Below are 25,232 nucleotides of genomic sequence, written 5' to 3'. Positions count from 1 at the left end.
GGGGGGGGGGGGGGGGGGCGGGCCCGGGGGGGGGCGCCCCGGGGCGCCGCCGCCGGGCGCGCCCCGCCGGGCGGCGGCCGCCGCGGCCGCCCCCGCGCCCAGTGCGCCGCGCCTGCTGATTTCCGACATTTGTTCCTGCCTTTCCCCTGTGATTCCTCGGTTATCGATACTGACGATTTTCCGCGCCCTGGGTGAACCGGCAAGATAGCTGGGCGGATAACTGTTATCGTGACCGGCGATGGGCAGGTGAAGCGAATGAAGCGGATACTGGTGGCGATCGTCGGCACCGTGCTGGTCGTGGTCGGTGTCGTCCTTCTGGTGCTGCCGGGGCCGGGGCTGCTGCTCGTGCTGGCCGGGCTGCTCACGCTGGCCACCGAGTTCCCCGCGCTGAAGCGCTACATCGAACCGGTGCGCACCCGGGCGATGAAAGCGGCCGAGGACAGCGTGTCCAGTCCACTGCGGATCGCCGGTTCGGTGCTGGCCGGGCTGGCGCTCATCGGCGCGGGTGTCGCATGGGGACTCCTGCCGTGGCTGCCGCTGCACGGCTGGAGTGCCGGGGCGAGCCTGATCCTGTCGGGAATCATCCTGTTCGTCCTGCTGGGCTGGAGCTATCGGCGCGTGCGGACGCGCCGGGCGGCCGAGGACGCCGGGGTAGCGTCGGAGTCGTGAAGGCACCGCGGGCGTGGCTGCGCTCGGCGACCGCGCTGGAACTCCTGGTCTGGCTGGTCGCCGTCGTCGTCGTGGTGACGACCTGGCGCAGCCTCGCCGTGCGCGGGGCCGTGCCCGTCCCGCTCCAGATCCTCTACACGGCGGTGTTCGCCGCGCCGCTGTTCGTCATCGTCCGCGCGCCGCTCACGGCGTGGGCGCTCACCCTCGCCGGCTGGGTGCTGGCTGTGCTGGCCCGCCCGTGGGGGCCTGCCGACGGTATGCCGTGGCCGCTGCCGCAACAGGTCCTGCTGCTGCTCACGGTCGTGGTGGTGGCGGCGCGGGTGCGGCCGCGCACGGCGTGGCTGGCGTGGGCCAGCTCGGTCGTCGTCGCCGTCGGCCTGATCCTGACCGCCGTCCCGTCGGCGATGGACGAGTCCTCGCCGTTCCTCGCCTACGTCGTGTGGTCGGTGCCGCTGGTGACCGCGGTGCTCATCCACTCGCGGGCCCGGGGGCAGCGTGAACTCGCCGATCGGGAGCGGCTGGCCGAGGTCGAGGCGGCGCGGCTGGCGGTGCTGGAGGAACGCGCGCGGATCGCGCGGGAGATGCACGACGTCGTCGCGCACCGGATGTCGATGATCGCGGTGACCGCCGAGACCTCGCCGTACCGGCTCGCCGAACTGCCCGACGACAACCGCGCGGTGCTCGCCGGGATCGCCGCCGACGCGCGGGCCGCGTTGGCCGAGATGCGGATGCTGCTCGGCGCGCTGCGGGGTGACGACGAGGAACCGGCGCTCGCCCCGCAGCCGGGGTGGGCGGAGCTGGACCAGCTGGTGGCCGACGCCCGCGACCGGGGCGTCGAGGTCCGCCATCGCCGTGACGGCGACACGACACCCCCGGAGACGACCGGGCTCGCCGCGTACCGGATCCTGCAGGAGGCCCTGAGCAACGCGGTCCGGCACGCGCCGGGCACGCCGGTCGAGGTCGAGGTGAGCGCCGAACCGGACATGGTTCGCTTGCGGGTGTACAACCCGGTGGCACACGGCACCGGAACGGGGAAGGGGCACGGCGTGCTCGGGATGCGGGAACGCGCCGCCGCGGTCGGGGGCCGCTGCACCGCGGCCGGGACGGGCGACGGCTGGCTGGTGCGGGCGGAACTGCCGGTGCACGGGGGTGAGCGGTGACGACGCTGCGGGTACTCGTGGCAGACGACCACGCGGTGGTGCGCGAGGGATTCGCCGCGTTGCTGGCCGCGCAACCGGATTTCGAGGTCGTCGGCCAGGCGGAGGACGGCATCCTCGCCGAACGCCTCGCCGTCGAACTGCGTCCCGACGTGGTGCTGATGGACATCCGGATGCCGCGTCAGGACGGCGTGACCGCGACAAGGCGGCTGCTGCGCGAAACCCCGGACACGCGGGTACTGATCCTGACCACGTTCGACCTCGACGCCTACGTCTACGAGGCGCTCCGTGCCGGGGCGAGCGGCTTCCTGCTCAAGGACAGCACCGCGGGGCAGGTGGTCGAGGGCGTCCGCGTGGTCGCCGCGGGGGACGCGCTGCTCGCGCCGTCGGTGACCCGCAGGCTGATCGCCGAGTTCGCGGCGCGCCCGGTCGCGGCCGAGGGCAGACAGCTCACCGAGCTGACCGCGCGGGAGTCCGAGGTGCTCGTCCTCGTCGCCCGTGGACTGTCCAATGTGGAGATAGCGGCGGCGCTGACGGTCACCGAGCACACGGTGAAGACGCACGTCAGCAGGCTGCTGGGCAAGCTGGGGCTGCGGGACAGGGCACAGGCCGTCGCGGTGGCCTACGAAAGCGGGCTCGTCAGTCCGGGGAACGACGCATCACTCCCGCGAGTGAGTGCGAAGAGCCGTCCGCGGAGTGACGACCGCTGAGACCGTGATCCCTAACTTGGGGATCATGCGTCCCGTACTGGAATCCCTCGACGTCGACTTCGTCACCGAGCTGTACCGCACCCACGCGGCGGACCTGAAGAACGTCCGCGTGGCACAGCGGACGATCGCCGGCGGCCCCGCGATGAAGGCCAAACTGGACGACGTCGAGGCCGAGCTGACCTACCTGCTGATCCGGCACTTCCGGCCCGAGCTGGTCACCGAGGTCGGCACGTTCCACGGCTGGTCCACCACCTGGATCCTGCAAGCCTTGCGGGACAACGGGTCCGGGCGCCTGGCCAGCTACGACCTGATCGACAACGCCGTCCGCGCGGTGCCGCCCGAGCTGGCCAAGGACCGCTGGGACTTCCACCACGGCGACGTCCGCGAGCGGGACGACGACTGGGCCGCGAAGACGGACTACCTGTTCATCGACGCCGCGCACACCGCGTCGTTCGCCCGCTGGTACCTGGCGAACCTGCTGCCCGCCGTGCCCGCCGGCATCCCGGTGAGCGTGCACGACGTGTTCCACCGCCGCCGCCCGCTCCCGTTCACCGAGGGTGTCGAGGTGCTGCGCTGGCTGGACGGCCGCGGCATCCGGTACTTCACCGCCGCCCCGGCCCGTGCGCGCGAGGTCTACCGGCGGCTGAACGAGGTGCGCACCGAACTGGGGCTGACCCAGCCGGTGCACACCGGGACCGACAATCCCATGTTGTTCTTCATCAATCCGACGTGAAAGCAGGCGGATACGGGCCGCAGCCGACCTGCTCGTAGGTGCTGTTTCCGCCGTGGCTGCCGTCGGATTGATGATGAACGGCTCAGTATCAAGGATTGACCGGCAATAAGCCGCGCTCGGCGAAGACCTTCTTCGCCACGAAGGTCGCGTTAAGCGCTTTCGGGAATCCACAGTAGGCAGTCGCGTGCAGCAGCGTCTCGACGATCTCGACCGGCGTGAGCCCGACGTTGAGCGACGTCCCGACGTGGACCTCGAGCTGTGGTTCGCAGCCGCCGAGCGCGGTCAGCATGCCGAGCGTGACGAGCTGACGATCACGCGGGGACAGCTCGGTCCGCGAGTAGATGTCGCCGAAACCCCAGGCGACGAGCTGGTGGGCGAGTTCGGGGGAGACATCGGCGAGGGCGTCGAGCACGGCTCCGGCGCCCTCGCCGTTGACCTCCTTCAGCTTGCGCATGCCCCGGTCGAACCGGTCCTGTGTGGTCTCTTCGGCGGTCATCTCGGCTCCGTTCCCCCTGGTTCAGGTACGGAGCCGAGACTAGGCCTTACTGCCCGCTTCGGTACAGCGCCGCGACGTCCGCGTCGGACAACGCCCGGTCGTAGAACCGCACCTGGTCGATCGCGCCGTTGACGAAGTCGACCGGGTTCCCGCCGTACCGGCCACGCCCGATCGCGGCGGTGCCGCTCGACGATTCGCCGAGACAGACGCTCTTGGCCGCCACCGGCTGACCGTCCACATACAACTTCAGCTGTCCGGTGGCCGCGTCGCGGACGCCGGCCATGTGATACCAGCGACCCGGTTCCGGTGTGGCCGGCGCCAGCGCCCGCGTGCCGAGCGTGCTGAACGACAGCTTCCGGTCCTGCCCGGAGTACTGCAGGTAAAAGGCGCTGTGGTCACCGCTGTCCTGGCTCACCACGGTCTGGAAGGCGCCGCCCACCGTGCCGTCGCTCGCCGCGTTGAACTTGACCCACGCCGAGACGCTGTAGTTCCCCGCGGTGTCCACAAGGGACGCTCCGGGATCGGCGGACTGCCCGTTGCCGTTGACAGCCAGCGCGGAGCCGGAGTGACCAGCGGTCCAGCCGGCGCCACCTCGCAGCGTCGCGTCGTGCTTGCCGACGACGTCCCTCGCGACGGTCCCGGCGTTCTCGTCGAACGGGTAGGCGGCGATGCCGTCCAGTCCGGGCTTGCCCGGCGGGAGCGGCGGGACGTCACCGCCGATCGGCGCGTTGATCACGGCCAGGTTCGCCGTCCGCGCTGCCGAGAAGTCCATTTTGGCCACTTGCCGGTCGTAGGTGTAGAAGCCGTTGACCTCCTTCTCGACGTCGGTGGTCTGGGTGTAGACCCCGGCGGAGACGCCACAGCGTTGTTTGGCCTGGATCAGGCGTTGCTGGAGTTCGCCGTAGCGCCGGGTCAGTGTCGCGCTGTCCGGCTCCATCTCGTAGGCGAAGCTGCCCTGCGGGTCGAACTCGTGGCCCGCCACCTTCAGCCCGAGCCCGCCGTACTCACCGTCCACAGTGGCCCGTTTCGGATCGGGCATCGGCGCGCCGGGGCCGGTGTAGGTGTGGTCGTCGTAGACATCGCCCCTGCCACTGTCCGGTTCGGACCGGCAGCAGTTGACGCCGGATTCGGCGTTGACGAGCCGTGACGGGTCCCAGGACTTGACGGTGTCGGCGATCCTGCCGACCTCGTAGTCGCCCCAGCCCTCGTTGAACGGCACCCACATCACGATCGACGGGAAACTGCGGTGCTGGTCGATCATCCGGTGCATCTCGGACTCGAAGTTGACGCGCGACGCCGGCGACGGCTCGATGTCATCCTTCATCGCCGGCATGTCCTGCCACACCAGGAGCCCGAGCTTGTCGGCGTGGTAGTACCAGCGGTCCGGCTCGACCTTGATGTGCTTGCGCACCATGTTGAACCCGAGCGCCTTTTCCGTCTGCAGATCGAACTTCAGCGCGGCGTCGGTCGGCGCGGTGTAGATGCCGTCGGGCCAGAACCCCTGGTCGAGCGGGCCGAGCTGGGTCACGGCCTTGCCGTTGAGCAGCATCCGCGTCTTGCCGTCGGAGGTCTTGCCGAGCCCGATCGAACGCATGCCGAAGTACGAGCCGACCTCGTCGCCGTTCTGCCCCAGCAGCCGTACCTTCAAGTCGTACAGATGCGGATCGTCGGGCGTCCACAGGTGCGCGTCCGGCACCGGGAGTTTCAGCGGTTTGTTCGCCTCGCCGACGACCCGGCCGACGAACTTGCCGCCGTCGTAGGCGACCGCCTCGACCTGCTGCCGCACCGGGCCGCCGACGCGCGCGGTGAGCGTCAGCGAACTGCTCGCCAGATCCGGGGTCATGTCGAGCCGGTCGACGCGCGCGGACGCCACCGGTTCCATCCACACCGTCTGCCAGATCCCGGACGAGGGCGTGTAGAAGATCCCGTCACCCGGTTTGCGTTGTTTGCCGATCGGCTGGCCACCCTGGTCGTTCGGATCGGTGACGCCGACGACGAGTTCCTGATCGCGATCCGGGGTCAGCGCGTCGGTGACGTCGACGGAGAACGCGTCGTACCCGCCGGTGTGCCGGGTGACCTGCTTGCCGTTGACCAGGACCGTCGCGTCCCAGTCCACCGCCTGGAAGTGCAGCAGCAACCGCTGGCCCGCATGCCCGACCCGCCAGTCCTGGGGCACCGAGAAAGTGCGCCGGTACCACATCTGCGTTTCGTGGCGCATGATCCCGGACAGCGCGGATTCCACCGGGTACGGGACGAGGATGCGTTCGGCCAGGCTCTTGCCGATCGGCGGCGCCTGGCCGGGGTCGGCCTTCGCGAACTCCCAGACGCCGTTGAGGTTCTGCCATTTGTCGCGGGTCAGCTGCGGGCGTGGGTACTCCGGCAGCGCGTTCGAGGGGGAGACGTCCTTGGTCCATGGCGTTGTCAAGGGTGGCGTCAGCCGTTGCCACTGTGGTGGTGACGCCGCCGAGGCGGCCGGTGCGGTGCCTAGACCGGTGAGGACCACAGTGATGACGGCCCCCAGAACGGCCAAACGAGTGCGGAGCTGTCGATACATCGGCGTACACACTCCTTATCCCGGAACAGGATCACCGGCGGGCGCGGGCGAGCAACCGCTGGATCACCACGACGACCAGCAGGAAGGCCCCGCTGACCACGGATTGGTAGTTGGAGTCGAGCGTCCCGATCTGGTTGATCACGTTCTGGATCACCGTGCGCAGCAGCACCCCGACGAGCGTGCCGATGATCGTGCCCGCGCCGCCGGTGAGCAGGGTGCCGCCGATGACGACCACGGCGATCGCGTCGAGCTCGGTGCCGACGCCGAGCACCGTGACGCCGGACTGGAGGTACGCCGCGGTCATCGCGCCGGCGAACCCGGCGAGCAGCCCGCTCAGCGTGTACACCGAGACCTTCGTGCGGGCGACCGGAAGTCCCATGAGCAGCGCCGAATTCTCCGCGCCGCCGATCGCGAACACCGACTGGCCGAACCGTGTCCGTCGCAAAAGGACACCGCCGAGCGCGAACAGGATCAGCGTGCCGTACACCGGGACGCCGATGCCGAGGATCGTCCCGCGTCCCAAGTGGAGGAACGCCGAATCCGGCCGGATCTGGTACGTCGTCGAGCCTTCCGTGGTGATCGCGAGCAGCAGTCCGCGCGCGAACAGCAGCGAGGCCAGCGTCACGATGAACGGCGCCATCCCGGTGCGGGCGATAAGAACGCCGTTGATCAGCCCGATCAGGCCGCACACCGCGAGCGGCAGCACGAGCGCGCCGAGCACACCCCATTGCGAGCCGTACGCCGCGAGGACACCGCCCAGCGCGTACACCGAGCCCACCGACAGGTCGATCCCGCCCGAGATGATCACGAACGTCATCCCGAGCGCGATCACCGCGAGGAACGAGCTCTGCAACGCCAGATCGCGGAGGTTGTCGACGGAACCGAAGCGGGGGAAGGAAAACCACGCGACGATGACGCCGAGCACCAGGACGACCGCGGCGCCCTGCCGCTGGGCGAGACCCGCCAGCAGCGCACCCCGCGTCGTCGCCGGTGCGCCGGGATCGCTGTTGGTGGGCGGAGAAGCCGTCGCGGTCATGCCCGCCTCCGTTCCCGCGCGACGTAAACCGCGACGACGATGATCGCGGCCTGCACCATCTGCGCGGCCGAGTCCGGCAGATCGTGCTTGATCAGCGTGGCACGGACGAGCTGCATCAGCAGCGCGCCCATGACCGTGCCGAGGATCCGCACCTTCCCGCCGGTGAGCGGAGTCCCGCCCACCACGACGGCGGTGATCGCGGACAGCTCCATGAGCAGCCCGACGTCCGCCGGGTCGCTCGCGCCCAGCCGGGCCGTGGCGAGCAGTCCCGCGACGGCCGCGAGCACGCCGCTGATCGCGTAGACCCCGATCAGCACGCGCTTCACCGGAAGCCCGGCGAGCGTGCTGGCGGTCCGGTTGCCGCCGATCGCCACGAGCCTGCGCCCGAACGCGGTACGCCGCACGACGAGACCCGCCAGCACAGCGAGCACCGCTGCGACCAGCACCATGACCGGGATACCCGCGAGGTCGCCGGTGCCCAGCGCCAGGAAACCGGGATCGTGCAACTGGACGAGCTGGCCGTGCGCGATCACCAGCGCCAGCCCGCGTCCGCCGACGAGTAACGCCAGCGTCGCGATGATCGGCTGGATTCCCAGCTGTGCCACGAGGAATCCGCTGAACAGCCCGGCGGCGAGACCGGCAACGAGCGCGACGGCGACCGCGGCGGCCGGGCCGTAGCCGAGATAGAGCGGGACGAGCGCGGCCGAGAGCGACATCACCGAGCCGACCGAGAGGTCGATGCCTTCGGTGCCGATCACCAGCGCCATCCCGAGCGCCACGATGCACACCGGCGCCGCCTGCACGAGCTGCGTGCGGAAGTTGGCCAGCGACAGGAAGTTCTCGGTGAAGGCGAGGTTGAACAGCAGCAGAGCCACCACGGCGAGGTAGACGCCGTAGTTCTGCAGCCAGGTGGTGACCCGCGCGCGGTCGACGGTCACGCTAGTCATGGGCGTCCTCCCCGGCGGCGGCGATCGCGGCGAGCACGGCTTCCTCGGTGACCCGGTCACCGGACAGCTCGCCAGCGACGGCCCCGTCGCGCAGCACGACGACGCGGTCGGCGCCGTCGATCAGTTCGTCCATTTCGGACGAGATCAGCAGGACACCGAGGCCCTCGGTGGCGAGTTCGTCGATCAGGGCCTGCACCTCCGCCTTGGCACCGACGTCGATGCCCCGGGTGGGCTCGTCGAGCAGCAGCACCTTCGGCTGGGTGCACAGCCAGCGTGCGAGCAGGACCTTCTGCTGGTTGCCGCCGGAGAGTTCGGCGACCTTCTGATCGGGGCTGGACGCCTTGATACGCAGGCGTTTCATGAAGATGTCCACCACGCGGTCCTGTTTCGCGCGGCTGACAAGGCCGAACGGCGACAGCCGGGGGAGCGCCGCGAGCACGATGTTCTCACGCACGGAGAGATTCGGAATGATCCCGTCGGTCTTGCGGTCCTCCGCGAGGAGGCTGATCCCCGCGCGGACCGCGGCGGCGACGTTGCCGGGTGGCACTCTGCGCCCGCCCAGCCACACCGTGCCGCCGTCGAGCGGGAGCGCGCCTACGATTGCCCGCGCTGTCTCGCTGCGTCCCGAGCCGAGCAGCCCCGCCAGGCCGACGACCTCGCCGGGCCGGATGGCGACCGAGACGTCGTCGATGGCGTGCTTGCTGGTCAGGTTTTCCGCACGCAGCAAGGGTTCCGCCTCGGCATGGTGGTCCTCGCCGAAGCTCGTGACGCCGTGCTCGCGGATGTCGCGGATCTCCCTGCCGAGCATCATCGACACCAGCTCGATGCGAGGGAGTTCGGCGAGTGGTCCACTGTGGACCTTCTTGCCGTCGCGCAGGACGGTCACCTGATCACAGATCCGGTACAGCTCGTCCATCCGGTGGCTGACGTACACCACGGCGATGCCGCGTTCGTGCAGTCCATTGAGGACGTCGAAAAGGGTTTCCACTTCGCGAGGTTCCAAAGAGGACGTCGGCTCGTCCATGATGACCACGCGGGCGTCGGTGGACACCGCCCGCGCGAGCGCCACCATCTGCTGCGCGCCGACCCCGAGACTCGCCAGCGGCCTTCGGACGTCGGTGTGGATTCCGTAGCCCGCCAGCAGTTCCGCCGCCTCGGCGTGGATCCGGCGCCAGTCGACCAGCCCCGTCCGGGTGCGCGGCTCCCGGCCGAGGAAGACGTTTCCGGCGATGCTCATCAGCGGGACGAGGTTGACCTCCTGGTAGATCGTGGAGATGCCCGCGCGCTGCGCCTCGATCGGCCGCTTGAACGTCACCGGCTCGCCGAGGTGCCGCAGCTGACCGCCGTCCGGCTGGTACACCCCGGTGAGCACCTTGATGAGCGTCGACTTCCCGGCGCCGTTCTCACCGACCAGCGCGTGCACCTCGCCCGGCCGGACCGCGAAACTCACGCGGTCCAGCGCGATCGTCCCGGGGAAGTGCTTCGAAACCTCGAGCACCTCGAGAACCGGCTCGGCCATCAGTACGCGTTCCCGGCCTTCTGGGCGGCGTTGGTCTCGTCGTACTGGTCGTCACTGATCACGACGGTCGACGGGATCGGCTGGCCGCTCGCGAAGTCCTGCAGTGTCTTGAAGACGAGCTGGCCGAAACGCGGGTTCGACTCGATGACGGCGTTGTAGCTGCCGTCGGCGATCAGCTGGACGGCGTTGCGGGTTCCGTCCACCGACACGACCTTGACGTCCTTGCCGGGGTTCTTGCCCGCGGTCTTCAGCGCGTTGACCGCGCCGATGCCCATCTCGTCGTTCTCCGCGTACACCGCGGTGATGTCGGGGTGACTCTGGACCAGCTGCTCGGTCACCGTCTGGCCCTTGGACCGGTCGAATTCACCGGTCTGCTCGGCCACAATGGACAGTCCGGGCGTCTTGGCGAGCTGATCCTTGAAGCCCTGCGTGCGGTCGGTGGTGACGTTGTTGCCCGAGGAACCGAGCAGGATCGCGACCTTGCCCTTGCCACCGGTGACGCGGACCAGTTCGTCGGCGGCGCGTTTGCCCTGCTCGACGAAGTTCGAGCCGATGAAGGTCAGGTAGTCGGTGCAGGGCGCCGAGTTCACCTTGCGGTCGATCGTGACCACCGGGACCTTCTTGGCCTTCGCCGCGTCGAACGCGGGCTGCAGGCCGTCGGAGTTGAGCGGCGCGACGACGAGCAGCTGGGCGCCGCGGTCGAGCAGCGACTTGATGTCACTGATCTGCTTGTTGAGGTCACTCTGCGCGTTGGTGACCAGGAGCTTGTCGGCCGGGATGCCGAGCTTGGCCGCCTCGTCCCGGATGGACTGTGTCTCGGCGATCCGGAACGGGTTCGCCTCCTTCTCCGACTGGGAGAAGCCGACGATCGCGGTCTTCGGATCGATCTGCGGATAACCCGTCTGCGTGCGGGAGCAGCCGGTACCGCCGGGGGCGCTCGACGCCGCCGACGCGGCGGGCCCGTTGTTGGCCGAGGACGTCGAAGGGCCCGCTTCGCGGCTGGTGCACGCGCTCAATGCGAGCGTGGCAGTAACGCTCACGGTACCGGTGACCAACAGGAACAGTGCGGAGCGGGATGGGGACACGACGACTCCTCCGGACGGCGACGGCGCGCCGAGTGGAGTGAGCCAGCTCACCCCAGGCGCATGAGGTACTTTTTACATCGTTGGAACAACGTTGTAAACAGGCAAAACGGGGTTAGACTCCAGGTCTGCCCGTTCGAGAGGGGTCACCGTGGCCGTCACGCTCAAGGATGTCGCCACGCTCGCCGGGGTGTCGGTGAAGACGGTGTCGAACGTGGTGAACGGCTACGCGTTCGTGAAGCCGGAGAACCGCCGGCGGGTCGAGGAAGCACTCGCCGCGACCGGCTACCGGCCCAACGTCGGCGCCAGAAACCTGCGTCGCGGCCGGACCGGCTTCCTCGCGCTGATGGTGCCCGAGTTGGCCATCCCGTACTTCGGCGAGCTGGCAGGCCTGGTGATCACGGCCGCGCAGCGGCGCGGCTGGAGTGTCCTGATCGAACAGACCCAGGGCACCCGCGATCGGGAGCGGGCGACGCTGTCCTCGCTCGGCCCGCACCTCGTCGACGGGGCACTCGTGCACCCGGAGGCACTCGAGGCGTCGGACTTCCCGGACTCCGTGGGCGGCATTCCGCTGGTGCTGCTGGGCGAACACGCCGTCGAAGTGGCCATCGACCACGTCGCGATCGACAACGTGCTGGCCGCGCGCACCGCGGTACGGCATCTCGTCGGGCTCGGCCGCCGCCGGATCGCCGCCATCGGCGCGAATCCCCAGCGCGGTACGAGCGAACAGCGCCTGGCGGGCTACCGCGCGGCGCTTTCCGAGGCCGATCTGTCCTATGAGGACTCTTTGGTCGCGCCGGTCGAGAAGTACCACCGTACCTACGGCGCGTCGGCGATGAAACAGCTGCTGGCACTGCCTTCGCCGCCCGACGCCGTCTTCTGCTTCAACGACTTGCTCGCCGTCGGCGCGCTTCGGGCCGCCGCCGAACAGGGCCTGCGGGTGCCCGAGGACATCGCCATCGTCGGCTTCGACAACAACGAGGAAAGCTCGTTCAGCCTGCCGTCGCTGACCACCATCGCTCCCGACAAGGCGGCGCTCGCCGAAGCCGCCGTGGAGCTGATCCACCGGCGGATCTCCGGCGAGGCCGCGGCCGCGCCGCAGGACGTGCAGACCCCGTTCTCCTTGGAGATCCGGGAAAGCACGACCGGCTACGAACGCGACATCGTCAGGACGTGAGCCGCCAGAGCGCCGCCCACTGGACGGCGTCGAGATCCTTCGGCAACGCCCGCGGTGAAACCTGGTTCGCGGCCAGCCACCCGTTCAGGACTCGTGGTTCGAGCGCGCCGGTTTTCCGGAGTATTTCCCGGATTCCGTGCCCTCTGCCGGTGAAGACCGTCTTGACGAATCGCTGGTAGTCCTCGCGCTCGGAGACGAGCGGTTCGCGACGACGGGTCATGGTGAGCAGCCCGCCGTCGACCGACGGCATCGGCCGGAACGCCCGCGCGGGCACCCGGCTGTGCACCGAGAACTCGTACCACGGCCACCAGCTCGCCGTCAGCATGCTCGCGCCGCCGACCCCGGCACGTCGTCGCGCGACTTCCCACTGCACCAGCAGAATCGCGGTGTGCCAGTGGTTCGTGGTGAGGATCCGCTTGAGGATGCCGGTGGTCAGATGGAAGGGCAGATTGCCCACGATCACGTGCGGGCTGCGGGGAAAGCGATACCTGAGGACGTCTTCGTTGACGACCTCGACGTTGCCGGGCGCGCGGTGCCGGAGCCGCCGGGCGAGCCGGGGATCGATCTCGACCGCGGTGATTTCCCGGCCGGCCCGGCCGATCGACAGGGTGACGGCTCCGGCGCCGGGCCCGATTTCGATGACCGGGCCCGTGGTGCGGGCGACGAGCCTGCCGATTTCGGTGATCACAGCGCGATCGACGAGGAAGTTCTGGCCGAGTTCGTGGGCTCCGCCCGGATAGGGGGAAGGCATGAGTGTGTGCTCCGCGAGGGTTCGGTGGAGAACCGGGCGGCGTCGGATGCCGCACCGGTCACGGACCGCTGCGCGGCGGAGCTGGCGCGTGGTGAGGTCAGCCCGCCGCTAGGCGCGACGAATCCTCACGAAGCAGATGGCGTTCACAGCACTCATGGTGCGGCACTTTAGGCCGGTGATGATCAACCGGGCAAACGAATATCCGTGCTTACTGCTCGGTCAGCCTGGTGACGACACCGTCGAGGCCGCTCCGCACGGTGTCCGGGTCGGCGGTGTCCAGGCCGTGGGTGACCTCGTGCCACGGCCCGAGCTGATGCCATCGCAGCGCGCGCTCGCGTTGTCCGCCGGTCACGTCGTACGCCGTTGCCACCGCGTCGGCGAATGTTCGTGGAGTGCCGTACAACGCCCAGGCGAGGTCGATTGCGGCGTCCCCGAGGTGCGTGTCGCCGAAGTCGATCACGCCTGTGAGGCCGTTTTCGTCGGCGAGCACGTGCTCCGGCCCGAGGTCGCCGTGAACCAGGGTGTCGCCGCTCAGTTCCCGTGTCGCGCCGAGGAGCGCGACCGCCGCCGGGCGTCGAGCGGTGGGCAGCATCGGAACGACCTCGGTCCGGAACCGGTCGATCGTCGCCGCGTGTTCTTCGGCCGCTTCCTCGGCGGACGGGATCCCGTGGCGGAGCGCTTCGTCTCTTGGGGCGTCGTGGAGAGCGCGCAGGAAGACTCCGAGGCGGTGACCGGCGTCGGAGTCGGCCTGTGTCAATGGCTCTCCCGGCACGATTTCGTGGCGTACCACCAAGGGAATCTCGGAGAGGACGTGCGGCACGGGCACGGGAAGCGGCAACCGAGGCGCCAGCCACGGCATCAGCCGCACCTCGGCGCGCAGCCGGGCCGCCACCTCCGGACGACGTGGCCGCCGCTCGACCCACCGACCGTCGACGAGCGTCGCCGCGCTGTCCCACCCACCCGGAAAATCCACGAGGGCAAGCGTAGATCATCTCTTGGCCGGTGGCGGCATCCTTATCGGCCGAGGACGGTGAGCACGGCGTCGTAGGTCTGTTCGGCGTCGTGTCCCGCCGGGACCAAATCGTTCCTGGGCGCGGCGTAACGTGGCGGGGCCATAGAAACGTCGCGCCCAGTAGGAGCCCGGTTTCGCCAACCGGATCGCGCCCACCCACCAGCATGGATGCACGAAGAAGCCGAGAAGGACCATTCCGGGTTTGTCCTTGAGGACGAGGATGGCGATCGGAATGACCACCAGGATCGATACTGCCAGTACCGGAACCAGAATCGACAGTATCGACTGCATAGCGGCGCCAACATTATGGGGTACGAGAGAGGTCGCGACGATCAGTACAGCTGCCAGCGCCGCAGTGAGCAGTGCGAATATCACTACTTCTCTCCTGGTGACTCCCCAGGGCATTCTCACAAGCATCTCCTCCGGCTGGATCATCACGGATACGCCCATTCTCGAACTCGTGGCATGGAGTGCTACGAGTGGCCGGGGCCATGCGGAGGAAAATACCCTCCCCTGTCCGGGAGGGGTCCCGGCCGAGCCTCTCACCGGCACGCCCAACCTCAAGAGAGGCCCTCTCAGTACCTGTATCGCCACGGTCTCCCAGACGTCCAGTACGCCTGTCAATATCAGTTAATCCAGCTGCACCGGACGCGGCCGTGTCAGCACATGCTTCCACGACAGAACGGACGAAGACCAATGGCGGACAACCGGTTCACCACTCACTCGGACCTTTTCGAGCTGAGTGGGAAGCACGCATTAGTCACTGGCGGCACCAGGGGCATTGGGATGATGATCGCGCGCGGCCTTCTGCAGGCGGGCGCCCGTGTCATTGTCAGCTCACGCAAGGCAGACGCGTGCGCGGAGGCACAGCGTCTACTGTCCGAATTCGGCGACGTTCAGGCAATCCCCGCCGACCTGTCCAGGTACGACGAGTGCCAGCGCCTCGCCGATCTGGTCAAGGCCGGCTCGGAACGCCTGGACATCCTCGTCAACAACGCGGGAGCGATGTGGCGCGAGCCGCTGGAGACGTTCCCGGCCGAGGCCTGGGACGCGGTGATCGACCTCAACCTCAAGGCGCCGTTCTGGCTGGTGCAGGCGCTGCTGCCGGCACTGCGCAGGGCGGGCACCGCCGATGATCCCGCGCGGGTCATCAACATCGGCAGTATCGCCGCCATCCACGTCGCCGAGGCGCCCAACTACTCGTACGCCGGCAGCAAGGCGGCACTCCATCAACTCACCAGGGTGCTTGCCAGGGAACTGGGCCCACAGCACGTCACGGTGAACGCGGTAGCCCCAGGAGTGTTCCCGTCGCAGATGATGGCGGCCACGATCGATGCCATCGGCGACACGATCGCGGCGAAGGCTCCTCTGCGCCGGCTCGGCCGCGATGACGACATGGCAGGTGCCGCCGTGTTCCTCGCCAGCCGGGCTGGGTCTTACCTGACGGGCGCCATCATCCCGGTCGACGGCGGCGTCGCCACGACCGCATCGGGTACCTAGGCGTCGGCGCGAGGCTTTGCCGACGGGCCCTCGTGAATACCTCCACGCCGGGACTCAAGGGGGTACCAGCAGAACCTCCCTTCGCCTGCGGGGAGGGCCTAGAGTGAGGAGGTGACCATGATCGATCTGCGCACCGAGATCAAGGAGTTCCTGAGTTCGCGTCGGGCGCGGATCACGCCCGAGCGGGCCGGACTGCCCGCCTACGGTGGCAACCGCCGGGTCAAAGGTCTGCGTCGCGAAGAGGTAGCGTTACTGGCGGGGGTATCGGTCGACTACTACGTGCGTATGGAGCGCGGCAGCCTCGCCGGCGCCTCCGCTGGGGTGCTCGACGCGGTGGCTTCCGCCTTGCACCTTGACGAGGCCGAGCGCGATCACCTGTTCCACCTTGCGCGGCAGTCCGGGGCGCCCGGCGGTCCACGCCGCCGGCGACCCGCCGTGTCGGTGCGTCCGGCGCTTGAGCAGGTGCTCGCCGCCATCACTGATGCGCCGGCGTGGATCTGCAACGGCCGTTATGACGTGCTGGCCATGAATCACCTTGCCCGCGCGCTGTATTCACCGGTGCTGGCCGACCCGCGACGGCCGGCGAACACCGCGCGGTTCGTGTATCTGGATCCCGAAGCGGCAGAAACGTTCTTCGTCGACTATGACCGGATCGCCTGTGATGTGGCCGCGAAGCTACGCATGGAATCCGGCCGCAATCCGCACGACGAGGAGCTGATCGCCCTGGTCGGTGAATTATCGACACGCAGTGAACTATTCCGGCAGCGGTGGGCATCTCAGGACGTGCGGCTCCACCGCTCCGGACGCAAGCGTGTGCACCATCCGGTAGTGGGCCGGCTCGACCTGGACGTCGAGTCGATGGATCTGCCTGCCGACCCCGGCCTGCTCCTGACCGTCTACACCGCACCCGCCGGCACGGCGACCGCGGATGGTCTGGCCCTCTTGGCGTCCTGGGCGGCGGGCCAGGAGAGGCTGGCGACCGAGATTCAAGCACTCAGCTGATGTTCCAAGATTCGCCAGCGGGCTCCGACATGCCAGCTCGTCGGCTCAGGCTTCGTGCAACTCCCGGTCGATCAGCGCATGCCCGAGAGGTGATGCGTTGGCCGGGAAGGTGCCGATCTGGCAGTTCTCGATCCGCCCGGCTGTTCCGGAGTACTGCCGCTGCACCCCGGCGGACATTCTGCCTTTCCTCAGGAACCCGGTGTCGAGGATGTCGTCTGCGGTTTTGGTCCATACGAACGGTTTCGGGTCGGTGTTCCATTCGTTGATCCACTTGCGGACGTCGGTTTCGAGTTCGGTGACGCTGCGGTGCGCGGAGCGGCGGAGTTTGCGGTTGGTCAGTTCGGCGAACCAGCGTTCCACGAGGTTCAACCACGAGCTGCTGGTGGGGGTGAAGTGCAGGTGGAACCGTGGGTGGCGGATCAGCCATTCCTTGACCTTCGGGGTCTTATGGGTGGCGTAGTTGTCCAGCACCAGGTGCAGGTCCAGGTGCTGGGGGACCGCAGTGTCGATGAGCGTGAGGAACCGGAGGAATTCTTGCTGCCGATGGCGGCGGTAGTGGTGGGCGAGCACCGACCCGCTGGAGATGTCGAACGCGGCGAACAGGCTGGTGGTGCCGTGCCGGATGTAGTCGTGGGTCATCCGCGCTGGCATGATCGGCAGAATCGGGGCTGTGCGGTCAATTGCCTGCATCTGGCTCTTCTCGTCGACGGCGAGGACCAACGCGTTCTCCGGTGGCGCCATATACAACCCGACGACGTCGCGGACCTTCTCGATGAACTGCGGATCGGTCGAGAGTTTCCAGCTCTGGACCACGTGTGGCTTCAGCCCGAACGCCCGCCAGATCCGGGACACCGCCGACTGCGACCCCGATCGTCCCCCCTTCCGCACGCCGCAACACAATCCGCGACCGCGCCGCCAAACGCTTGCGCCGTCTTCCGCCGACGCGACCATCCACTCAGGACACTGCGCTCCTCGTCGGACAACACCACCGGTTCAACCTTCGGGCTCGGCATACCACGCCCTACCAAGTAAAGGCGAACTAACGACTCACGACACTAGGTGGCGATGGGCAGGTGGAGGATGTTTCTTCTGGGTGTGCGTAAAGGATCTACGTAATCTGGCGGAATGAACTCCGGGAGTCCGTCCTCGGCGATTCGGACCGCCCAATCAGCTTTGTGCAGCAGCCGGTGATGTGCGCCGCAGAGCAGGACGAGATTCCGGAGGATGGTGAGTCCGCCGTTCATCCACTCGAGCACGTGGTGGGCGTCGCAATGTCGGGGCTTGCGATGACACCCGGGAAATGCGCAGCCACCATCCCGGATGATCAGCGCTTTGCGGAGCGCGGGTGTGACCAATCGCTTGGCACGCCCGAGATCGAGCGGTTCGCCCTTGCTGCCCAGTACTGCGGGGATGATCTGGGAATCGCAGGCGAGCATGCGGGCTTCGGTGGCGGTGATGGTGCTGACCATGTCCAGACACGCGGTGCCCAGCTTCGACTTCAAGTCCTCCAGTGTCACTGTGACCAGGAGTTGGGCGCGGTCGCCGCCGGGCACGTCCGGCACGTTGGCGAGCACCGCAATCGCTTCGCCGAAGGCTTCCCCGTACCGTTGGGAAGGTGACCGCAGATCGGGCCACTTGTCTTCCCCGGCGGGACGCGGGGTGGCCAGCGGATCGAGGATGGTGCTCAGCCGGGTTCCGGTGATGGGGTCGAGCTGGCCGTCGATGTCGAACCAGCCGTCTTTCCGCTGCCGCAACCGCAGCTCCGGCTTCCGCTCCGGCGGGTCCGGGTCCTTCGGTGGCTTCCCGTCCTGGTCCATCCGCGCCAGCAACTCATCAGCGGCCTTGACCACTTCCTGAGGTGTCGCGTGGCGGGCCAGCTCCACGAGGATCTTCTCGGCCTTGCTTCTGTCCTCTTCGGACACGAAGCTTGGGACCTTCTTCAGGAAGCGGAGGATCTTGTCGCTGTGGTGTGGGCCGATCTCGCCGTCGAGTGCTGCGGCGCCGGTTGCTGGCGCCATCGCGGGGAGTTCGGTACCGTCGATGTTGCGGCCGGGATTCAGACCGTGGGCGCGATCGAGGTACTTTTTGGCTTCACCGCGCGACATTCGTGCCATGTGGGCGAACCAGGCGGCGGTGGATCCGTACCCGTACAGTTTGGATGCGCCGCGTGAGTCGATTTCGGTGAGGTAGTGGCCGAGTTCGGCGTCTAGGCGCCACATGGCTTCCAGTCGCGTACGCACCTCGTCGGCGAGTTCACGACCGGATCGCCGCCACAGCTCCTGCGGCGGTTCCAGAGTGGACAGATTCCCGGACACGTCACCATCATACCGCGCCGGATAGAACATATGTTCACCACGAATGGGTGAATTGCAGTTTGGGGTAGTGGGGTGTTGTTGACGGTCGGGGTCGCTGATCGTGGCTGTTCAGGCGACGATGTCGGCGAGCCGGGTGACCTCGTCGAGGTCGTCCGTGGCGGGGACGAAGACGGTTTCGCTGGGGACAACTCGATGGAAATGCTGGATGTTCGCCCGTCCGGCGACGGTGTCGCCCAGCGCGAAGTGGGTGAGTACGGCGAGTTTCGGGGTACCCCTGACGGTCCGCCTCCTGCCAGGCTCGTTCACCACCCCCAAGCTGAGCCCGGTCATGGCTGTCGGCAGTGAACCGCCGATGTAGCCTTCGCTCGGGGTCATCGCCTCCCGGCTCGGTCATACGTGTCAGAGCGTCCAGTGTGTCGCTGGCCTAGGCGAGGACGGACTCGCCTGCTATCAGCCGGATACCACGCACCAGCGGGCCAAGCTGCTCGAAGTCGCCCCGACCGGCCGCGCCGCGCTACACCGGACGCAGGCGGCCTACCACCAGCTGGCTTGCTGTATTACCAAAGGCCTCGCCCGCGAGACCCTCGGTGATCTGCAGCGCCGCCTCGAGTCCGAACTGCCTGACCGATTTCCGCCGGAAGATCCGGCGGAAATCGTCCACAGTGGCCGGTATGACGACGTCATCGACAACGGACGCCGAGGTGGTGCTCAAGGGGATGTACGCGGCGGAGGCCGAGTATCTCGCCGCGGGCGGTCCCGGCAAGGCCTCGTTCGCGCCGCTCGCGCCCTTCTTCGCCCGGCACGTTGTGCTGCGTCAGGCGGATTCCCTGCCGTACGGCGGAGATTGGCGCGGCCACGCGGGTATGGAGCGGTTCTTCGTCGCCATGAGTGAGGCCTGGGAATCCTTCGACATGGTCGAGCAGACCTTCTTGAGTCGCCGCAATCCGCTCGTCGTGCTGACCCGGGTGCGTGCCACGGCGAGGGCCACCGGCCGGGAGCTCGAATTCCCGATCCTGCAGACGATCACTGTCGAGCACGGCCGGATCATCGAGGTGTTGCCGTTCTACTGGGACACTGCCGCGATCGCGGCGGCGTGCACCGAATCCACGGTGTAGAACCGACGTGACGGTCCGCGGGGCCGCGGCCATGTGTTCCTGACAGTCGGGGTCGCCAGCGCCAGCACCATGGCGGTTGACACGCACGCGACGTCATTCATACATTATCTCCAACTTTGTATGAATGACGTCGGGAGTTGGTTCGCGTGAAGCTCGGCAACACCGCTGTCGTCCTCGGGGGAAGCGCCGCCGGCCTGTGTGCTGCCGGGGCGCTGTCCGCGTACTTCGACCAGGTGCTCGTGCTGGAACGGGACGAGCTTCCGGCGGAGGCCGAGCACCGGCGCGGCGTGCCGCAGAGCAAGCATCCGCACTTCCTGCTGAACTCGGGCCGCCGCGCGATCGGCGCGCTGTTCCCCGGTTTCGAGGACGACCTCATCGCGGCGGGCGGGCTGCACCTGATGCCCTCGATGGACGCCGCCTACCTCGACAAGGAGGGCTGGTCGGCGCGCAAGCGCAGCGCGATGACGATGATCTACAGCTCGCGGATCCTCATCGAGCGGGTGCTGCGCGACAAGGTGCGGGAGCTGGCCAACGTGGTCATCCGCGAGGGCGTCACCGTGCGGGGCCTGGTCACGACGGGCGGGGCCGTCACGGGGGTCGAGGTGACGACGTCCGGTGGCGACGAGCGCGTGGACGCCGACTTCGTCGTGGACGCGATGGGCCGGGGGTCGCCGGTCGCCAAGTGGCTGGTGGCGGCGGGCTGGCCGGAGCCGGAGGTGCGGACGCTGGACGCCAAGGTCACCTACACGTCCCGCTGGTACGAGCTGCCTTCGGCCCCGCGGCGGCCGGCGTCCTGGTGGTGGCAGCACCTCGTGCTCATGCCGACCCAGGACCGCGGTGAGCATCCCGCGGAGCACGAGTTCCTGGTGAACTTCTTCCCGATCGAAGGCAACCGCGTCATCGCCTGCATGGGCTCGTGGGGCTTGGAAATGCCGCGTACGACGGACGCGTTCATCGAGTCGGCCCGCAGGGTGCGGACCCCGTTGTTCGCCTCCGCGATGGACCGGTGCACGCCCACCTCGGAGGTGCACCTGACCCGATCCACCGGCAACAGGTGGCGACGCTACGACCGCTGGGCGAATCCGCCGAAGGGCCTGGCGTTCATCGGCGACTCGATCTGCGCGTTCAATCCGTTCTACGCGCAGGGCATCAGTTCCGCGTCGGGTTCGGCCCTGCTGCTACGCGAGCACCTCTCCCGCGCCACGAGTCTCGACCCGGGGTTCTGCGCGAGATTTCTTACAGCGCAGCGCAAACTCCTCGGAGTGCCGTGGAGTTTGGCGATGGCCCGCGATCAGGGTTACGAGTGCGCGGAGGGCACCGAGCGGTTGCCCGGGTGGAGGCGCCGCCTTCTCGCGGCCGTGTCCGCCCCGGCGTTCAGCCTCGTCGTCGGTGCCGCCCGGGAGGACGACGTCGTCGACGAGCACTTCGCCAAGGTGTTCAACCTGGACGAGTCGCTGGGCGAGATGATCAGGAACCCGCGGGTGATCGCGGGGCTGGTGCGCTACTGGTTCCGCGCCGCGCTGGGGCGGCACCGGGTGCCCTTCGGTTTCGATCCGCAAGCCGAGCCGCCGGCCACCGACTACTCGGCGGTCGGTACGCGCGATGCCACGATCACGGCGCCGGCGGGATGAGCGCCGGCTGTGGGCCCGAAGTGGAGGCCGTCACTCGCGGTCTCGGCTTCGACTGTCACGACGTCGCACCGGTGGTTTCCGTCCGCGCGCCATGGGAACTCGCTCATTGGACGATGCCGCTGCTCGAGGTGCTGATCATCGGTGGTGCCGTCTTCGCGTTCGTGCACGCCGTCCGCCGGTACCGGGCGGGCGATCCGGTCAATCTCGCGCTGTGGTGGACCTCGCTGGTCTATCTGTTCGTGACCGAACCGCCGCTCTACTTCCCCGAATGGTTCGGTCTCGACCGGTTGTACGGATTCATCTTCGCGCACAACCAGTTCACCGTGCAGTTCATGGGAGACCGGCTGCCGCTCTACATCGTCGCGTTCTACCCGGTGATCAGCCAGCTCGCCTACGAACTTGTTCGCTCGCTCGGGATCTTCGCGCGCCGTGGCCCGGTGGCCGGAGCCGTCGTGGTCGCGTTCGCCTGCCAGGTGTTCTACGAGGTCTTCGACCAGATCGGACCGCAACTGAAGTGGTGGGCCTGGAACCCGGGCAACCACATCGTCAATCACCCCGCGCTGGCTTCGGTCCCGATGACCAGCATGCTGTTGTTCGCCTCGGTTTCGATGGCGGCCATGACCTATCTCGTGATGCGCCTCGCGGGTGGCCGAGCCAGGGACGGCGGACCGCGACGCGGCTGGGCGCTGGTGCCGCGTGTGCTGGTGGCGGGGGTCCTCACACCACCGGCCATGGCGATCGCCGGCATCCCGGCGAGCCTCTTCGGTGGCGACCATCCCGACACGACCGCGCAGGCCTGGGTGCTCGGCGTCGAACTGGCCCTGGTCTGGCTGGCCGGGGCGTGGATCGTCGTGGCACATCTGCGCTCCACCGGGCGCGGAACGGACGAGCCGCTCTCCGCCTTCGGCCGGTATTACCCCGCGATCTACCTCTGCGGGCTGGCGGTGTGCTGGATCGGCGCGCTGCCCGCCTACTTCGGCGCGCACGACGGCGTCACCCGTGACGGCACCCCGATAGGGAGTGGGCCCTACGCGCTTGCCTGTTTCCTCGCCGCCGGTCTGTTGCTGGCCGCGCAGCATGCGAAACGGTTCGCCCGCCCGGCCGCGTCCGTCACCGGTTGACCAGGCGGCTCGTCTGAGACGATGGGCGGCATGGGGTACCACGGATGGCAGGGCGACCCACCCGGCGCCGAAGACGAGGCACGCCGGCGGATCGTCAAGGCGGCGATAGCGTGCATCGACCGCGCCGGGCTGGCCAAGACCAGCCTCTCCCATGTCGCGGCGGAGGCGGGCGTGACCCGGCAGACCGTCTACCGGTACTTCGCCGGTCTGCCCGAAATCCTGCGCGCCGTCGCCCACGCGGGTGCCGAGGAGTTCGCCGAACGGATGCGGAGTCACCTGGCTTCCTTCGACAGCCCTGTCGAGGTCGCGGTCGAATCCGTCGTGTTCGCCGTCCGCAGCCTGCCCGACGAGCCTTACCTGGGCCTGCTCCTCCAAGCCGGTGAAGCCGATTACTTCACCGCCGGGACCGCCACACCTCCCGCCTTCTCGCTGGGGGCGCGGATCCTGCGTGACGTCGAGGTCGACTGGGTCGCCGCCGGTATCACCACCGACGCCGAACTCCAGGGACTCGCCGAGATCCTCATGCGACTGTTCATGTCCTTTCTGCAGTACCCCTCCACGCCACCGGCCACCGACGACGAGCTGCGCGACCTCGTCCGCCGCTGGATCGGGCCGGCGCTGCGGCGGCCTTGAGCGGCACGCCCGGTCATCGCTTGGGCCAGTACCACGACGGACGGTCCAGTGTTCCCTGTCCACTGAGGACGGTCTGGCCGAATTCCTTTTCGAGCGCAAGGGTGTTCACCTCGATCCCCAGTTCGGCCGACACCGGCTCCAGCCCGCGGATCAGCTGCCGCGAATGGGAGACGACGATCAGCTGGGTCGCCTTCGCCGCCTTCGCGATGAGTTCCGCGAGCGCGGGCAGCAGATCCGGATGCAGGCTCGTTTCGGGTTCGTTGAGCACCAGCAACTCCGGTGGCCGGGGTGTGAGCAGCGCGGCCACCCAGAGCAGATACCGTAACGTGCCGTCGGAAAGTTCCGCGGCGTCCAGCGGGCGCAGCAGCCCGTGTTGCCGGAAGCGCAGGACGAACCGGCCGTCGACGTTCCCGATCTCCAGGGTGGAGCCGGGGAAGGCGTGATCGATCGCGGTGCGCAGCGAGTCGCCACCGCCGGATTCCTCGATCGTCTGCAGCGCGGCCGCGAGATCGCCGCCGTCGTGGCCGAGGACCGGGGTGCGGGTGCCGATCCGCGGAATCCGCGCGGGCGCCGCGGAGTCGGTGCGGAAGTGATCGTAAAACCGCCAGGAGCGGATCCGTTCGCGGACCACCAGCAACTCGGGCGCGCGCCGGGGATCGGCGAACTCGCTGAGCATGCTGTCGGTCAGCCGGATCTCGTGCGTGTCCCCGGACCAGGATCCCTTGGCCTCGCGCGTGCGCACCATCGGCCCGGCGCGATCGGCGAGCAGTTTCGCCGGGCGCAGCACCGGCCCGCTCCACACGCATTCCCGTTTGAACTCCGGGTCGAGGCCGAACATGGTCTCCGCCGGGACGGGCAGGCCGAGGTCGAGCGCGTAGCCGAACTCGTCTCCGGCGAACCCGAGCCGGAGCCCGACCGGCTTCGACCGCCGGGTGCCCTGCACCCGGTGCTCACCCGAGCGGACACCGCGGCCGATGGCTTCCGGGCCCGCCCACAGTGTCGAAGGCAGCCCGCCTTCGCGGGCGAGCGCGGCGACGGCGCCGTTGCGCGACGCGTCGGCGAGCAACCGCAATGCCCGGTACAGGCTCGATTTCCCGCTGCCGTTCGCGCCGGTGACCAGTGTCAGCCGGGACAGGGGCAGCACGAGATCTCGCAGGGACCGGTAGTTCTCGACAGCCAGGGTGGTGAGCACACCGCCAAGCTAGCCGCCACCACCGACAATCTTGCCGGACACGAGGTCGAAGGGGACTTTCCCCGCCCGCCGCGGCGAGGAAAGTCCCCTTCGGACTGGGGTGAGCGCTAGTGGCTCAGTACCGGCATCTGCTCGTAGATCCGCGTCGGGACGCCCGCGCTACGGAAACCGTTGGCCCACAAGGACTGCACGCGCGACGCCTCTTGCGCGTTCGGGTTCGCGTTGTGGCAGGACGGGCCGGGGCCGCCACCGGACATCAGCTCCGAGCACGGTCCCTGGTAGTGGTCGGGCAGGCCGAGGGCGTGCCCGGTCTCGTGCGCGGCGATGCGGATCTTGTCGTACTGCTGTGCTTGGGTGTAGTCGATGAAGATGCGGCCGCTCCCGTGGCCGTCGGTTTCGGCGTACGAGCCCTGCGGGTCGTTGCCTTCCTGGTAGCGCAGCGTCGCGCCCGAGGCCCGCTCCTGCAACTGCACGTTCGAGACCGCGCGGTTCCAGTTCGCCGCGCCCGCCCGGATGACGTCGCGGAAGGTGGGAGCGGCGGAGGTGTCGTAGTACACCGTGGTGACGGCCGGTGCCGCCGCGGGCGCGGCGAGCGCGGTGCCCGCGGTCAGCGGTGCGGCCACCACGGCCAGCGCGGCGGCACCGGACAGCAGAAACTTCCTCGACATCAGACAACTCCTCGCCGTACAGGGAAATTTGCCGGGTTTCGCGCGCGCTGGAGTGAATGTAGAGAGCGGTTCGCGTGCTGTGACCCGACTTTCGTACTGCGTGGATGATTGGTGATTTACCAAATGCCGGGGAGTATTGACATCAACAGGTGCGCATACGACAATGCGCGCCCGTGATGGTCTCTGAAGGCCACCTTGAGGGACTCCAAGTC

Annotated in this window: 24 protein-coding genes and 2 pseudogenes; 11 read left to right on the top strand and 15 right to left on the bottom strand. The window is 68.4% G+C overall.

Annotated elements, in window-relative coordinates; genetic code table 11:
- Positions 1–255 precede the first annotated feature (255 nt).
- Genes ACFWX1_RS37315 through ACFWX1_RS37300 form a run of 4 tightly spaced genes read left to right on the top strand, consistent with a single transcriptional unit; the run spans position 256 to position 3,269 of the window.
- Positions 256–669: a PGPGW domain-containing protein gene (locus tag ACFWX1_RS37315; protein ID WP_378394534.1), complete on the top strand. Its 414-nt coding sequence runs from the start codon at positions 256–258 to the stop codon at positions 667–669.
- Positions 666–1,829 (top strand): sensor histidine kinase, encoded by a 1,164-nt coding sequence (locus ACFWX1_RS37310; RefSeq protein ID WP_378394533.1) that lies wholly within the window; start codon positions 666–668, stop codon positions 1,827–1,829. The genes ACFWX1_RS37315 and ACFWX1_RS37310 overlap by 4 nt, the downstream gene beginning before the upstream one ends.
- Entirely contained in the window at positions 1,826–2,536 is a 711-nt protein-coding gene (locus ACFWX1_RS37305; protein WP_378394532.1) for a response regulator, read from the top strand. The genes ACFWX1_RS37310 and ACFWX1_RS37305 overlap by 4 nt, the downstream gene beginning before the upstream one ends.
- 25 nt (positions 2,537–2,561) lie before the next feature.
- Complete coding sequence (locus ACFWX1_RS37300; protein WP_378394531.1) at positions 2,562–3,269, top strand: class I SAM-dependent methyltransferase; 708 nt, start codon at positions 2,562–2,564, stop codon at positions 3,267–3,269.
- An 88-nt stretch (positions 3,270–3,357) separates the two neighbouring features.
- On the opposite strand, the gene ACFWX1_RS37295 is transcribed toward ACFWX1_RS37300, so the two are convergent.
- The 6 genes from ACFWX1_RS37295 to ACFWX1_RS37270 are packed head-to-tail and all read right to left on the bottom strand — an operon-like array spanning position 3,358 to position 10,906.
- Positions 3,358–3,765 (bottom strand): carboxymuconolactone decarboxylase family protein, encoded by a 408-nt coding sequence (locus tag ACFWX1_RS37295; RefSeq protein ID WP_378394529.1) that lies wholly within the window; start codon positions 3,763–3,765, stop codon positions 3,358–3,360.
- A gap of 46 nt (positions 3,766–3,811) precedes the next feature.
- Complete coding sequence (locus tag ACFWX1_RS37290) at positions 3,812–6,319, bottom strand: LamG-like jellyroll fold domain-containing protein (protein ID WP_378394528.1); 2,508 nt, start codon at positions 6,317–6,319, stop codon at positions 3,812–3,814.
- A 31-nt stretch (positions 6,320–6,350) separates the two neighbouring features.
- On the bottom strand, positions 6,351–7,355 hold the full coding sequence (locus ACFWX1_RS37285) for an ABC transporter permease (RefSeq protein ID WP_378394527.1): 1,005 nt from the start codon (positions 7,353–7,355) through the stop codon (positions 6,351–6,353).
- Positions 7,352–8,302 (bottom strand): ABC transporter permease, encoded by a 951-nt coding sequence (locus ACFWX1_RS37280; protein WP_378394526.1) that lies wholly within the window; start codon positions 8,300–8,302, stop codon positions 7,352–7,354. The genes ACFWX1_RS37285 and ACFWX1_RS37280 overlap by 4 nt, the downstream gene beginning before the upstream one ends.
- Positions 8,295–9,821 (bottom strand): sugar ABC transporter ATP-binding protein, encoded by a 1,527-nt coding sequence (locus ACFWX1_RS37275; RefSeq protein WP_378394525.1) that lies wholly within the window; start codon positions 9,819–9,821, stop codon positions 8,295–8,297. The genes ACFWX1_RS37280 and ACFWX1_RS37275 overlap by 8 nt, the downstream gene beginning before the upstream one ends.
- Complete coding sequence (locus tag ACFWX1_RS37270) at positions 9,821–10,906, bottom strand: ABC transporter substrate-binding protein (protein ID WP_378394524.1); 1,086 nt, start codon at positions 10,904–10,906, stop codon at positions 9,821–9,823. The genes ACFWX1_RS37275 and ACFWX1_RS37270 overlap by 1 nt, the downstream gene beginning before the upstream one ends.
- Before the next feature lie 148 nt (positions 10,907–11,054).
- Here ACFWX1_RS37270 and ACFWX1_RS37265 point away from each other — a divergent pair, with 148 nt between their 5' ends.
- Entirely contained in the window at positions 11,055–12,080 is a 1,026-nt protein-coding gene (locus ACFWX1_RS37265; protein WP_378394523.1) for a LacI family DNA-binding transcriptional regulator, read from the top strand.
- On the opposite strand, the gene erm is transcribed toward ACFWX1_RS37265, so the two are convergent.
- Positions 12,070–12,831 (bottom strand): 23S ribosomal RNA methyltransferase Erm, encoded by a 762-nt coding sequence (erm, locus tag ACFWX1_RS37260; RefSeq protein WP_378394522.1) that lies wholly within the window; start codon positions 12,829–12,831, stop codon positions 12,070–12,072. The two genes, ACFWX1_RS37265 and erm, sit on opposite strands and share 11 nt — an antisense overlap.
- A 208-nt stretch (positions 12,832–13,039) precedes the next feature.
- Positions 13,040–13,804 (bottom strand): phosphotransferase, encoded by a 765-nt coding sequence (locus ACFWX1_RS37255; protein WP_378394521.1) that lies wholly within the window; start codon positions 13,802–13,804, stop codon positions 13,040–13,042.
- A gap of 735 nt (positions 13,805–14,539) precedes the next feature.
- On the opposite strand from ACFWX1_RS37255, the gene ACFWX1_RS37250 reads away from it, so the two are divergent.
- A complete protein-coding gene (locus ACFWX1_RS37250) occupies positions 14,540–15,343 on the top strand; it encodes an SDR family oxidoreductase (RefSeq protein ID WP_378394520.1) in 804 nt (267 codons plus the stop codon).
- Between the two features lie 111 nt (positions 15,344–15,454).
- Entirely contained in the window at positions 15,455–16,345 is an 891-nt protein-coding gene (locus ACFWX1_RS37245; RefSeq protein ID WP_378394519.1) for a helix-turn-helix transcriptional regulator, read from the top strand.
- A 54-nt stretch (positions 16,346–16,399) separates the two neighbouring features.
- Here the strand turns inward: ACFWX1_RS37245 and ACFWX1_RS37240 are convergent.
- The 5 genes and pseudogenes from ACFWX1_RS37240 to ACFWX1_RS37220 form a co-directional block, all read right to left on the bottom strand.
- Positions 16,400–16,552: pseudogene (locus ACFWX1_RS37240) on the bottom strand (transposase); the annotation flags it as partial.
- Positions 16,550–17,358: pseudogene (locus ACFWX1_RS37235) on the bottom strand (IS630 family transposase); the annotation flags it as partial. The pseudogenes ACFWX1_RS37240 and ACFWX1_RS37235, both read right to left, overlap by 3 nt.
- Positions 17,359–17,400: 42 nt before the next feature.
- Positions 17,401–18,690 (bottom strand): DUF222 domain-containing protein, encoded by a 1,290-nt coding sequence (locus ACFWX1_RS37230; protein WP_378394517.1) that lies wholly within the window; start codon positions 18,688–18,690, stop codon positions 17,401–17,403.
- 78 nt (positions 18,691–18,768) lie between these two features.
- Positions 18,769–19,035 carry a hypothetical protein gene (locus tag ACFWX1_RS37225; RefSeq protein ID WP_378394516.1) on the bottom strand — a complete coding sequence of 89 codons (267 nt, stop codon included), beginning with the start codon at positions 19,033–19,035 and terminating at the stop codon, positions 18,769–18,771.
- 139 nt (positions 19,036–19,174) lie between these two features.
- Positions 19,175–19,321, bottom strand: coding sequence for a hypothetical protein (locus tag ACFWX1_RS37220; protein ID WP_378394515.1), 147 nt, complete (start codon positions 19,319–19,321; stop codon positions 19,175–19,177).
- Positions 19,322–19,331: 10 nt separating this feature from the next.
- Between ACFWX1_RS37220 and ACFWX1_RS37215 the strand changes: the two genes are divergently transcribed.
- From ACFWX1_RS37215 to ACFWX1_RS37200, 4 genes are all read left to right on the top strand, one after another.
- Positions 19,332–19,775, top strand: coding sequence for a nuclear transport factor 2 family protein (locus ACFWX1_RS37215; RefSeq protein WP_378394514.1), 444 nt, complete (start codon positions 19,332–19,334; stop codon positions 19,773–19,775).
- A gap of 146 nt (positions 19,776–19,921) precedes the next feature.
- Complete coding sequence (locus ACFWX1_RS37210; protein WP_378394513.1) at positions 19,922–21,406, top strand: NAD(P)/FAD-dependent oxidoreductase; 1,485 nt, start codon at positions 19,922–19,924, stop codon at positions 21,404–21,406.
- The gene (locus tag ACFWX1_RS37205) at positions 21,403–22,527 is read left to right on the top strand and encodes a hypothetical protein (protein ID WP_378394511.1); all 1,125 of its coding nucleotides are present in this window, start codon (positions 21,403–21,405) and stop codon (positions 22,525–22,527) included. The genes ACFWX1_RS37210 and ACFWX1_RS37205 overlap by 4 nt, the downstream gene beginning before the upstream one ends.
- A 30-nt stretch (positions 22,528–22,557) precedes the next feature.
- Entirely contained in the window at positions 22,558–23,160 is a 603-nt protein-coding gene (locus ACFWX1_RS37200) for a TetR/AcrR family transcriptional regulator (protein WP_378394510.1), read from the top strand.
- Positions 23,161–23,173: 13 nt separating this feature from the next.
- Here ACFWX1_RS37200 and ACFWX1_RS37195 read toward each other — a convergent pair whose 3' ends face one another.
- Positions 23,174–24,352, bottom strand: a complete 1,179-nt coding sequence (locus tag ACFWX1_RS37195) for an AAA family ATPase (RefSeq protein ID WP_378394509.1) — start codon at positions 24,350–24,352, stop codon at positions 23,174–23,176.
- A 107-nt stretch (positions 24,353–24,459) separates the two neighbouring features.
- Entirely contained in the window at positions 24,460–25,020 is a 561-nt protein-coding gene (locus tag ACFWX1_RS37190) for a snapalysin family zinc-dependent metalloprotease (protein ID WP_378394508.1), read from the bottom strand.
- Positions 25,021–25,232 lie beyond the last annotated feature (212 nt).

Origin of the sequence: Amycolatopsis sp. NPDC059021, assembly GCF_042739895.1 — a bacterium.
Lineage (GTDB): Bacteria > Actinomycetota > Actinomycetes > Mycobacteriales > Pseudonocardiaceae > Amycolatopsis.
Note: the sequence above shows the minus strand (reverse complement) of the source record. Positions and strands in the feature narration are given on the sequence as shown.

Excerpts from the sequence above, each read along its gene's own strand:
- ACFWX1_RS37285 (WP_378394527.1), bottom strand. The coding sequence starts at position 7,355 with ATGACCGCGACGGCTTCTCCGCCCACCAACAGCGATCCCGGCGCACCG.
- ACFWX1_RS37275 (WP_378394525.1), bottom strand. The coding sequence starts at position 9,821 with ATGGCCGAGCCGGTTCTCGAGGTGCTCGAGGTTTCGAAGCACTTCCCC.
- ACFWX1_RS37205 (WP_378394511.1), top strand. The coding sequence starts at position 21,403 with ATGAGCGCCGGCTGTGGGCCCGAAGTGGAGGCCGTCACTCGCGGTCTC.
- ACFWX1_RS37190 (WP_378394508.1), bottom strand. The coding sequence starts at position 25,020 with ATGTCGAGGAAGTTTCTGCTGTCCGGTGCCGCCGCGCTGGCCGTGGTG.
- ACFWX1_RS37295 (WP_378394529.1), bottom strand. The coding sequence starts at position 3,765 with ATGACCGCCGAAGAGACCACACAGGACCGGTTCGACCGGGGCATGCGC.
- ACFWX1_RS37250 (WP_378394520.1), top strand. The coding sequence starts at position 14,540 with ATGGCGGACAACCGGTTCACCACTCACTCGGACCTTTTCGAGCTGAGT.
- ACFWX1_RS37215 (WP_378394514.1), top strand. The coding sequence starts at position 19,332 with ATGACGACGTCATCGACAACGGACGCCGAGGTGGTGCTCAAGGGGATG.
- ACFWX1_RS37280 (WP_378394526.1), bottom strand. The coding sequence starts at position 8,302 with ATGACTAGCGTGACCGTCGACCGCGCGCGGGTCACCACCTGGCTGCAG.
- erm (WP_378394522.1), bottom strand. The coding sequence starts at position 12,831 with ATGCCTTCCCCCTATCCGGGCGGAGCCCACGAACTCGGCCAGAACTTC.
- ACFWX1_RS37230 (WP_378394517.1), bottom strand. The coding sequence starts at position 18,690 with ATGTTCTATCCGGCGCGGTATGATGGTGACGTGTCCGGGAATCTGTCC.
- ACFWX1_RS37200 (WP_378394510.1), top strand. The coding sequence starts at position 22,558 with ATGGGGTACCACGGATGGCAGGGCGACCCACCCGGCGCCGAAGACGAG.
- ACFWX1_RS37225 (WP_378394516.1), bottom strand. The coding sequence starts at position 19,035 with ATGACCCCGAGCGAAGGCTACATCGGCGGTTCACTGCCGACAGCCATG.
- ACFWX1_RS37290 (WP_378394528.1), bottom strand. The coding sequence starts at position 6,319 with ATGTATCGACAGCTCCGCACTCGTTTGGCCGTTCTGGGGGCCGTCATC.
- ACFWX1_RS37300 (WP_378394531.1), top strand. The coding sequence starts at position 2,562 with ATGCGTCCCGTACTGGAATCCCTCGACGTCGACTTCGTCACCGAGCTG.
- ACFWX1_RS37315 (WP_378394534.1), top strand. The coding sequence starts at position 256 with ATGAAGCGGATACTGGTGGCGATCGTCGGCACCGTGCTGGTCGTGGTC.